This is a genomic window from Leuconostoc sp., from assembly GCF_965300815.1.
The window spans coordinates 4,391-11,474 of sequence record NZ_CBDKZH010000043.1 but is presented as its reverse complement, the minus strand read 5'-3'; the positions used below and the strand labels follow the sequence as shown (position 1 = coordinate 11,474).

Below are 7,084 nucleotides of genomic sequence, written 5' to 3'. Positions count from 1 at the left end.
AAGATTTTGCCGATGTGCATGCGGTTGATAACGGCTTAGATGGTGAATTTGAAGGGCAAGAATCACCTTATGACCTCATTATCTCGGATTTGATGCTGCCAGGCGAGAATGGCTTGGAAGTCATTAAACATTTGCGTGAAAAAAATATTGAGACGCCAGTTTTGATTTTGACGGCTAAAGGTTCTTTAGATGATAAAATCGAAGGCTTTAATGTTGGCGCGGATGATTATTTGACGAAGCCGTTCTATCGTGAAGAATTATTGTTACGGGTGAAGGCTTTATTACGCCGTGCTGGTGTCTATTCGGAAGATAATACGATCGCGGTGGGTGATGTGCTCATTAACCTTGAGAATCGTGGTGTCCAAGTTCATGGGCAACCTGTCAAATTAGTCGGAAAAGAGTTTGATATTTTGACCTACTTGGCACAAAATAAAAACATCATTGTGACGCGTGACCAAATCTTTGATCGTGTCTGGGGAATTGATTCTGACACAACGATTAACGTTGTGAATATTTATTTGAACAACCTCCGGCGTAAGTTAGAGGCTGTCGGACAACATGATTTGATTAAAACGCTCCGTAATATTGGGTTTATTTTAGAGGTTGACGATGCCTAATGTCATCAATAAGCAACAACAAATTCGCGGCTTTCTTCTGCTAATTGCGAGTTTCTTTTTCATTTTCTCGATTTTAGGTGGGGTCATGTATTGGTCCTACACGCGTACGGTCTTTAGTAATTCAGATGCTGCCATTACCCAACAAATTCGTAACTTTGAATTGGCTGGCGCTTTGGATAATGCTGACACGACGGAACGAAAAGCACCACTGTTATTAGAAACCAATACCTTGGCCAATGTCTGGCTATATGACAGTCGTAAAAACTTAATCTTGGATGCCCGTTTACCAGAGGTAACCAAAGAATTACTCAGTAAACAATTCAAATACACCTCACGATTTGAGTCTGATACACCACAAACGGTACATATTGGGGATAACTATTATCGTGTGGCCAGTGTCACGTTTATTAGGGGAGCCAAAAACAATGACGGCCACCCTGTGAAATATGGTGTGATTACGGTCAATGTTAATGATACGATTTACAACCTTAATCACTTTAAAAAGGTGATTCTTTGGTCGTTTGGCTCATTTGGGTTGCTTGCTTTAATGTTATCTTACTGGATTAGTTTAAAAAACATGTAGCCGTTTTTGCGATCGTGGCAACAGCAGCAAGACTTTGTGAACAATGCGGCGCATGAATTACGGACACCAATGGCCGTGATTCAAGGTAAACTCGAAAATATGTTAACGCATCCAGAATCCACAGTACGTGAACAATCTGATGCCATTATCTTGTCCTTATCAGAAGTGAGACGTCTAACCTCGTTAACAAACAATATGTTAACCCTGGCGAAGTCAGGATCAAATATGACCCGCCTTGAAAAAGAATCGACTGATATTAGTGATTTCCTCTCACAAATTGTCGCGCCATACCAAGAAATGGCTGAATTTGATGGGCAACAGGTACTCTTGTCAGCGCGAGTAGGTCAGCGCGTGATGATTGATCAAAAGCGCATTCATCAATTGATTGTCCTGTTGGTCGATAACGCCTTGAAATATTCTGAAGCCGGCGATACCGTGTCAATTACTGCCATGATTGAAAAGCGTAAACTTGTCTTAACGGTTGCCGATACGGGGCGTGGTATCAGTGATGAGGCCAAAAAGCATGTCTTTGACCGTTTTTATCGAGAAGATAAGACAGGCAATCGAGAAACTGGTGGGACTGGCTTGGGCTTGTCCATTGCGGAGTGGATTGTCCATGCGCATGGCGGTAAAATTGTGGTGTTAGATAATCAACCAAAGGGGACGATTTTCAAAATCACGTTACCGCTATAACATACGAAAAATTGAAAGAAGCATGACCACGTTGATTAAAATGGAGGGCACGTGATGAAACATTCTCTTATAATAGTTGCGGCAGTTGCTGCCGTAGTTGGTGGTGGCGTCGTTTATTCTGGCACACAACCAAATTCTTGGTTCCAGCGCCAACCTGAAACCAAAAAAGTGGTAAATATTGCCGGGCAAGCGTCGATTGCTTCGACCGCCTATGTGAGTCAAGATGCTGCCATTTCGGCCTACAATAAAGTAAAAAATGCGGTGGTCACCGTGCAAAATTTGCAAAAGAATGCGGCGCAAACCCCAGATGGTTTTGCGGGGTTGTTTGGTCAATCAGGGCGTCAAAAGCAAGCCGATGATGGCCAAGTTGAAACTGCCTCAGAAGGCTCTGGTGTCGTCTATAAGATTGCGGATGGGTATGTCTATATCATCACCAACAATCATGTGGTGGCGAATTCGGATGCCCTACAAGTGATTACGGCAAATGGCGACAAGATTAAAGCAACCATTGTCGGGACGAATGAACAAAAGGATTTGGCCCTTATTAAGGCCAAAACAGACCTGATTAAAACGGCGGCGAGCTTTGCACCAAGCAGTAAGCTTCAATCAGGTGAACAGGTCTTAGCGATTGGATCACCGTTGGGGTCTGAATATGCGACTTCAATGACGAGTGGCATTATTTCATCACCACAGCGGCAACTGACGGCAGAAGAGACAGGATCGAGTGATGAAACGGTCATCCAAACCGATGCTGCCATTAATCCAGGTAACTCTGGCGGCCCGTTGATTAACTTATCAGGGCAAGTCGTTGGGATTAATTCATCAAAAATTGCTGCTGCAACTGATGGCACTAACGTTGAAGGGATGGGATTTGCCATTCCATCAGACGTTGTTGAAGCCTTTATTCAGCAAACAGAAAAGTAAAAGAGTCACCAATTTGGTGGCTCTTTTTATTGTGTGTTAAATGATTGTGCATCACAATACAATCATTTAATTTATGAAAGGGCTTTCAATAATAACAGAAGTGTACTATTCTTAGTTTCTGAAAACGCTTACAGGAAAATCACAAATTGCAGCCAGAGGAGAACAGGCATGATTAATTCAGTTGGGGTTGTTGCTAAAAAGCACAAGGATTTTGGTCAGTTGGCTGATGGGTATCTTAAGAAGACACCGATTTTCCAATTTATCATTGTATCGTTGATGTTTCCGCTGTGGGGAACAGCGGCGAGTTTAAATGATATTTTAATTACGCAGTTTAAAACAGTTTTTGCTTTAAATGATGCGGCAACTGCCTTTGTGCAGTCAGCGTTTTACGGCGGGTATTTTCTAGTCGCCATTCCTGCCAGTTTTGTTATTCGCAAGGCCTCTTATAAAGTGACCATTATGACGGGGTTGGTCGCTTATATCTTAGGGGCTGGTTTATTTTTCCCAGCATCGCGAGTGGCGACCTATTCGATGTTCCTTGTGGCTATTTTTGCCATCGCCATTGGGTTATCCTTCTTAGAAACAGCCAGTGATACCTACAGTGTGATGATGGGACCCAAGAAATATGCCAATTTGCGTTTAAATATTTCGCAAATCTTGAATCCAGTGGGCAGTATTGCTGGGATTTTGTTGGGTAAGTATTTGATTTTTGGTTCGGTGGGGAACCTGTCTGAAAAAATGGCCAGCTTGCATGGCGCAGAACGGCTGGCTTACGGCGAAAGCATGTTACAATTAACCCTCCAACCTTACAAATATATTTTGGCCGTCTTAGTTGTGATGTTGCTCATCTTAGCTGTGACGAAGATGCCAAGTGCCAAGCCAATTGTGACGGGGACACAGATGGCTAAGGTAAGTTTTCGTCAGTCAATTGCCTATTTGAGACAGAACAATCGCTTCAAAAAGGGTGTATTGGCACAATTCATTTATGTGGGGATGCAGACGGCTGTTTGGTCATTTACCATCCGGCTGGCTTTGGATGTGAATCATCATATTACAGATGCCGCGGCCTCAAACTTCATGATCTATTCGTATGTTGTCTTCTTTTTGGGGAAGGTTGTGGCGACTTGGCTCTTTACACAATTGAAAGCAACCCAAGTTTTGACGGCTTACTCAGTACTTGGCACCTTGGCGTTGTGCTCGCAACATTTGCGCCAGGCATGATTGCTGTGTATGCGGCCGTTGGGGTGAGCTTTTTCTTTGGCCCACAATGGCCAACGATTTACGCACATACCTTAGACCATGTAACAGATAAGCGTTACACTGAAACAGCAGGGGCCATTTTGGTTATGGCCATTGTGGGCGGTGCCGTTATCCCAGCTGTTCAAGGCCTCGTGTCTGATGCGGTGGGATCGATGCAATTGTCATTCCTGGTGCCAACGATTGCGTTTGCACTGGTGAGTTATTATTTTGCAACAGAAGTTAAACAAGAAATGGCGACAGGACGTTAAAGGAGAAAATAATGGCGATTCAAGATTATGTGACCGGTGTGCAACACGTCGGCATCCCAACCAAAGACTTAGCAGCAACCATTGCTTTTTACGAAGCACTTGGTTTTGAACAAACTGGCTTATTCCCTAACGGTAATAGTCGTTGTGCCTTTCTCAAATTAGGCAACCTTGTGATTGAAACTTGGGAAGGTGAGCCCGTTGGTCATGCCGGTGCGATTAATCATGTCTCATTAGATGCGACGGATATTGAAAAGGCTTTTGCAGCGGCCAAGGCAGCTGGTTTTGAATTGATTGATCATGACATTCAAAGTATTCCGACTTTCTGGCAGCATGGAATTCGCTACTTTAATATCTTAGGTCCGAACCAAGAAATTATTGAATTCTGTGAAATTTTAGCCCAATAAAAAAGGACCCTGTGATAAAAACAGGGTCCTTTTGATTAGGCTTGTGTACTTTGATACCAGTCGAGCACTTGTTGTGGTGTCAAGCATTCACCGTGACCAATACGTGACACTTCTTGACCATCTTCAAACAAAACAAAAGATGGGATACCACGCATATTGTACTTAGTTGCAACCGCTAGATTTTCGTCACGGTCGGCATCGAACCAGTTAGCAGTTTGGCTAATGGTATCCTGAATGTCTTGTACAAATGGCTTGATAGCGCGGCAATCACCACACCAATCTGCTGACAAAAACATCACATTGCGACCAGGCTTGTTAATATTTTCTTCAACGACAGCATCTGAATGATGAGTAGGTTCGTACATGTTTTAAGACTCCTAATTGATTTTGAAGTCAGTATACCATAAAAATTTTGCGACGTTAAATACTTTGCTTAGTTCACCATCATGACTATAAAATGAGAAGATTAAAAAATAAATGACAAATAAGTGTTGACAACTCACAGAATAAAAGTTATAGTTAATGACAATATAAACGGTGAAGAGATAAGTACAACATGGTATTTTACCCAGAGAGTCGACGGTTGGTGTAAGTCGATAAAATAACTGTTGGAAAATGGTCTTGGAGTGATTACAGAGACGAGCAAGCGGACACCCATCTGTGTGGCGCGGTAAGTTGAAGTCGGTGGTGCTCGTTAACGCACAACGTATAACCCGAAAGATCTCACAGATGTTCTCGACGAGATGTGGTGGGCGTACGTTTGAGGTGTGGGTGCGAGAGCCCTACATAAACACTGGGTGGTAACACGTTATTTTTGCGTCCCGTAGTCTAATTTTAGACTACGGGATTTTTTTGTTTTCACATGATGTTAAAAGGAGTGAATGATGAGTGTCATATTACAAAATGGCTTATTACGACATGATCAATTGGTCATTGGCCAATATCGTGTCCTGCAGCCAACGGTTAGCATTTTATTGGTGAATCTCATGCCGAATCGCCGGCAAACGGAACAGCAGTTTGCCCAACTCTTGGCACAATTACCGATCAATGTGCGGGTGACGTTTGCCGTACCCGCCACGCATATCATTCGTCATGACCGTGAGCTGATTGAAAAAAATTATGTAACGTTAGCCGACATTTGGCATCAACAATTTGATGGCTTAATCGTGACAGGTGCACCAGTTGACCGCGAAAAAGTGACGGCTATTGACTACTGGACCGAGTTTCAACAATTGCTGGTATGGCGGCAAACCCATGTGAAAGAAAGCCTACTGACCTGCTGGGCAGCCTATGGGGCCGGCTATGTCGAACGCAACTTCCCTGTGCGTCATGTTGACGACAAAATCTTTGGTGTCTACCACAACCAACCAACACTTGGTCAAGGGCATCCGCTATTAGCGCAAATGACCGACTTGGCGATGCCGCATTCACGGTATTTTACCATTCCAAATCGCGCCGTTGCCCAACGATTAAAGGTGGCTGGCGATGATCGCGTCGGCGCATTCATTTTACGCGATGATACGAAACGGACGACTTATGTGACGGGGCATTTAGAGTATGCGACGCACACGTTACATGATGAATTTTTACGCGATCAGCATGCAGGGCAGGCCATGTTGCCACCAGAAAATTATTATCGCGCGGGCGAACCGGTGAATTCATGGTCAGCATCTGCTGTGCAGTTTTTCAAAAATTGGGGCCATTTGCTGGTCAGTCAAGCTCAGCGACCGGCAGTCGTTGATATTATCCCAGCAGTACAAGCATAAGTGATTTTAGAGGAGTAACGATGACAACGACGATTGATACATTACTCGCCCAAGGGGGCAACGGGACAGACGATGCGCAAACAGGTGCAGTGGTTACGCCACTTTACTTTTCCACGGCCTATCGCCATCCAGGGTTAGGCGAGTCTACGGGTTTTGACTATGCGCGCTTAAGCACGCCAACGCGACAAGTGTTAGAAGAACAGCTGGCGCGCTTAGAACACGGCGTGCAAGGTTTTGCGACCAGTTCGGGGATGGCCGCCATTGATTTGGTGTTTGCGACTTTGTTGAAAACGGGCGATCATTTTTTAACCAGTGATGATTTATATGGTGGGACTTTCCGTTACTTTGATGATTTAGTGGTTCACAGTGGGGTGAGCTATACCGCGTGTCGTGATTTAGATGACTTTCTGACACAAATTCGACCCGAAATCAAGCTCATCTGGCTGGAGACATCTTCTAATCCAACCATGAAAATTACCGATATTCAAGCACTAAGTACGGCAGTTAAAGCCATCCGACCAGACATTATCATTGCTGTGGACAACACCTTTTTAACCCCGATTTTTCAACAGCCTTTAACACTTGGCGC

6 protein-coding genes and 2 pseudogenes are annotated in these 7,084 nt (G+C 44.0%); 7 read left to right on the top strand and 1 reads right to left on the bottom strand.

Going from position 1 to position 7,084, the window contains the following annotated elements; translation table 11 throughout:
- From ACW12G_RS04240 to ACW12G_RS04220, 5 genes and pseudogenes are all read left to right on the top strand, one after another.
- Window positions 1-617, top strand: a 617-nt coding sequence (locus tag ACW12G_RS04240; RefSeq protein WP_455647352.1) for a response regulator transcription factor, incomplete at its 5' end; no start/stop codon positions are given.
- A pseudogene (locus ACW12G_RS04235) lies at window positions 610-1,893 on the top strand (sensor histidine kinase). The gene ACW12G_RS04240 and the pseudogene ACW12G_RS04235, both read left to right, overlap by 8 nt.
- A 54-nt stretch (window positions 1,894-1,947) precedes the next feature.
- Complete coding sequence (locus tag ACW12G_RS04230) at window positions 1,948-2,817, top strand: S1C family serine protease (protein WP_048700934.1); 870 nt, start codon at window positions 1,948-1,950, stop codon at window positions 2,815-2,817.
- Between the two features lie 168 nt (window positions 2,818-2,985).
- Window positions 2,986-4,325, top strand: a pseudogene (gene fucP, locus ACW12G_RS04225) (L-fucose:H+ symporter permease).
- An 11-nt stretch (window positions 4,326-4,336) separates the two neighbouring features.
- On the top strand, window positions 4,337-4,729 hold the full coding sequence (locus tag ACW12G_RS04220) for a VOC family protein (RefSeq protein WP_055307398.1): 393 nt from the start codon (window positions 4,337-4,339) through the stop codon (window positions 4,727-4,729).
- A 35-nt stretch (window positions 4,730-4,764) separates the two neighbouring features.
- On the opposite strand, the gene ACW12G_RS04215 is transcribed toward ACW12G_RS04220, so the two are convergent.
- On the bottom strand, window positions 4,765-5,094 hold the full coding sequence (locus tag ACW12G_RS04215) for a thioredoxin family protein (protein ID WP_455647351.1): 330 nt from the start codon (window positions 5,092-5,094) through the stop codon (window positions 4,765-4,767).
- A gap of 519 nt (window positions 5,095-5,613) precedes the next feature.
- Here ACW12G_RS04215 and ACW12G_RS04210 point away from each other — a divergent pair.
- Together ACW12G_RS04210 and ACW12G_RS04205 are read left to right on the top strand one after the other, a co-directional pair.
- Window positions 5,614-6,495, top strand: a complete 882-nt coding sequence (locus tag ACW12G_RS04210; RefSeq protein WP_455647353.1) for a homoserine O-acetyltransferase/O-succinyltransferase family protein — start codon at window positions 5,614-5,616, stop codon at window positions 6,493-6,495.
- 20 nt (window positions 6,496-6,515) lie between these two features.
- Window positions 6,516-7,084: PLP-dependent transferase (locus tag ACW12G_RS04205; protein WP_455647350.1), on the top strand; the 569-nt coding region annotated here is incomplete at its 3' end.

What these genes read in the sequence shown, in the direction of transcription:
- ACW12G_RS04230 (WP_048700934.1), top strand. Translation starts at nt 1,948, where the DNA reads ATGAAACATTCTCTTATAATAGTTGCGGCAGTTGCTGCCGTAGTTGGT.
- ACW12G_RS04220 (WP_055307398.1), top strand. Translation starts at nt 4,337, where the DNA reads ATGGCGATTCAAGATTATGTGACCGGTGTGCAACACGTCGGCATCCCA.
- ACW12G_RS04215 (WP_455647351.1), bottom strand. Translation starts at nt 5,094, where the DNA reads ATGTACGAACCTACTCATCATTCAGATGCTGTCGTTGAAGAAAATATT.
- ACW12G_RS04210 (WP_455647353.1), top strand. Translation starts at nt 5,614, where the DNA reads ATGAGTGTCATATTACAAAATGGCTTATTACGACATGATCAATTGGTC.